This window comes from Phaeobacter sp. (assembly GCF_022825805.1).
Taxonomy (GTDB): domain Bacteria; phylum Pseudomonadota; class Alphaproteobacteria; order Rhodobacterales; family Rhodobacteraceae; genus Phaeobacter.
On the sequence record NZ_JAJDWC010000091.1, the window covers coordinates 1 to 3,197 of the forward strand.

Below are 3,197 nucleotides of genomic sequence, written 5' to 3' on the forward strand. Positions count from 1 at the left end.
CCCGCTTCGACGCGTGCGAACGCAGCAGCCCAAATCTCCAGTCGCCTACGGCTCGTTCCGATTTGGGCTGCTGCGGTACTAACTGAAGCGGACAATTGGCATGTTACCTACACCGGACAATTCAGAATGTTCTCGACACCACTCCGGGACAAATACGTTGATGACATCACAGGTTCTGTTGATGGCGTTTGGGACATCTTCCAGATCAGAGGACACAAATGCGTAGAGACGGGAGGGACCGGTGTTCTGAGTACGGCCGTCGATCCCCGCGCTGTTGCAATTGGGGTTGTGGCCGCCAACCCAGTCATGGCTGTGATCATGGCCATCATGTGGGTCAGCATTCAGAAAGTCATTGCCGCCCTCACCCTCCAGGCGGTCCCCCTGGGGGAGAAAACGCCGCAGACCTTGGCTGATGTTGTCCTTCGGTTCTGTTTCCTGAAACAGCGTCCGGGCAAGTTTGAATTCAGCCAGTACGTTTTGGGTCAGCGCAAAAAGCGCGGCAAGCGTGGTGAACACCAGAAAAATGAACACCAAAAACGCCAGCAGGGGCCGAACCGGTCCATCCGCTTTGAAAATTTGTTTTTGGGCGTCGGTCGATTCTGTGAATTCAGCCGGCAGGATTTCGGTGGGAAAACCACGATGCTGACGCGAAGAGGGTCGGTGGCTAGATCCCCCGATTTCGCGTGGCCCTGGCGTCGGCCGATTGTTCATGTGTTTGGTCATCACTTGCCAACCCGTTAAAATAAACGCGGAACTTCATTCACAGTCTGGGGGGCAGGCGATTTTCGCCAACAGCTGTCGCAGAGACCTTTTCGCCCCTGCAGCAACTCGTTAAGGTTTTAACAAAACCCTAATGGTATTTCAAGGCGAGGATTAGGTCGCCGAGAGTCAAGGTTAATGCCTTGAATGCGGGGCAGAGCGGTACAGGATCACCAATTGTGAAACGACGTGATTTTCTCAATCTGGCGTCCGGCGGGTTGGCCGGAACAGCCTGGTCAACCATGGGGGTGCCAGCGCTGGCGCAAGGGCTCTCCCAGCAGAATTTGACATCGAATGATGGCAAATCGATCAGGTCGTTTTCGGTGATGCTGACTGGGGTTCATCCTGCACTCTCTGAAAACGCCTTGGGATCGTTGATCTTTGCGTTTCTCTCACAGGGCATCGCTCTGTCGATTGAGTTGGATTTTGATCCTTTTGTGGCTGGTGGCGCAAAGCCAGGGCAGCCGGTTCTTGCACTATTGGATGATCTGTCTTCCGAAAATCGCGCGTTTTTGGAGCTGATCCCGCGGGCCGCGGGGATTTTGGATCAGACTGGGTATTTCAAGGCGCGCCAGTTGTGGGAGCTGCGACAAGCGATCGCGCTGTCCCTGTCAACATCCCGCCTGTCAACAACAGTGGCGAGGGATAGCCAGGTCAGCCATTTTTCAACTGTGTCGACCGGTGCAATATCCGGAGAATTGCGGCAGGACGGGCTTCGTGCCGGTGGGGTGACGTCGGTGATCTATGATGCAACCGCGGCATCCGACAGTGGTGCAGAGCTGGGCCCTGCTGCGGTTCTCATGCTACCGATAAAGGAAAAAATACCGCTCCGTGATGCGCCTGAACTGATGACCTCTGATCGGTTTGTGAACCTTGGGGAGGGGGCTGTTCTGGCCATCGATGTGACGGACATGCCCGTGGATCCGGCCCGATCCTACGACATTGGCCAACGGCTTGCAGCGGCGATCAATCGCGCACGGTTGTCCAACTACCTTTTGTCTGCATTGCCGAGAGAGGCCTACAAACAGTGTTGCAGATACCTGCCGAACCACTCGCGCCATTTTGTTGTTTTGCCCGATTTGCCCGGAACACAATCGGAAGCGCGTAACCTGCGCCGCCAGGCGGAACAGCTGTTGAAAGTCGATTGCGTTCAGTTGGCCCGCTTTCAGGGCGTGTCTGAAACGGGTGGCTATATCTTGAAGACCGGTGACGGGGCGGAGCATCGGCTCGGCTCGCCCGGTGTGTCGCCGGACGGGGTCATTGTCGAGGGGCCTGTTCTTGAAACAGGCTCACAGGAGGTGCCTCGCGCGGATCTGCGCCACCCGGATGCGGTTTTTCTTCATCGTGTTGAAAGCACAGGAAAGATTACGGCGAATTTGCCACCGTCATCGGGTGTTTGCATCAACCGCCCGGCTCCGATTGTCGATCCGGCGTATGAGCTTTACACACAGGCGCGCGCTGCTCTGCTTCATCCAGACTTGCAGCCCGTTTCTCCTGTGTTTGATGCAGATATGGAAGCGGATGCGGCGCTGGCCTACACCTATCTTGAGGCATCTGAGTTGGATGCGACGGGTCTTGCTTGGACGGTTCGGAAAAAGATTGGTGACCGCTCCTTCAATAATGCCGAAATCACCATGTGGGATGTCGGCAGTCTGATCCTGGGCCTTCTGGCGGCAATGGATTTGGGCCTAGTTTCAGAAAACAAAGCCTATTCTCGGATCCGAAGGATCATGGCGGAGCTACCCGTCATCGATGAGCAAACGGCGGCCTATCCACCAACCCTTGTAAATGTTCAAACCGGCCGAGTTGAGCGAGACGGTTTTGATGCCTGTGATTTCGCCAGGCTGAGCAGTGCAGTAACGCGAGCGGGTGAACGGCCGGAGTTGGCTGCAGCTGCGGCGCAGTTGATTGACCGATGGCGTGTCGCGGGGCTGATGGAAAACGGAGCTTTGAACAACATCCTGCAAACGCGGATTCAGACCTCATTTGGCTCTCATTGCGCACATTATCTATCGCGACTGTTGCCGCAAGTCGGTATCTCCGACGTACGCTCGCCCTACGCCGAAGCGTTTCAGGGCAGCAGTTTGGCGGACCGCACAATCAGGTTGCTCAATGCAGTTGATGAGATCGGGATCCTCCCAACCGAGCCGCTTTTGTTGGAGTACATCGAGCTGGGCCCGTCGGCAGAGTGTGCGGTTCTGACCGATATGTTCCTAGGTGCCATGCGGCACCATTATGAACAGACTGGGCAGCTGCTCGCACCTTCTGAAACCCCAATCGATACTGCGCCATGGTTTGTTTATACCGCACTCACCCCAAAACCCGAAATTTTTCGTGTGTTATGACCCTGAAGTTGTCTGAGACCTGATCTCGGAATGTTTTCCACTCTTTGGGGATGGTTTCGCGGAAGAATCTCAGGATCGCATCGGCGAATTGCT

2 protein-coding genes and 1 pseudogene are annotated in these 3,197 nt (G+C 55.6%); 2 read left to right on the plus strand and 1 reads right to left on the minus strand.

The window, feature by feature from the left end:
* On the plus strand, positions 1-741 hold a 741-nt coding region (locus Q0C28_RS10370), incomplete at its 5' end, for a hypothetical protein (protein ID WP_293575454.1).
* A gap of 197 nt (positions 742-938) precedes the next feature.
* Complete coding sequence (locus Q0C28_RS10375; protein WP_293575456.1) at positions 939-3,104, plus strand: DUF3131 domain-containing protein; 2,166 nt, start codon at positions 939-941, stop codon at positions 3,102-3,104.
* On the opposite strand, the pseudogene Q0C28_RS17760 reads toward Q0C28_RS10375, so the two are convergent.
* Positions 3,070-3,197 (minus strand): annotated as a pseudogene (locus Q0C28_RS17760) (IS630 family transposase); the annotation flags it as partial. The gene Q0C28_RS10375 and the pseudogene Q0C28_RS17760 sit on opposite strands and share 35 nt — an antisense overlap.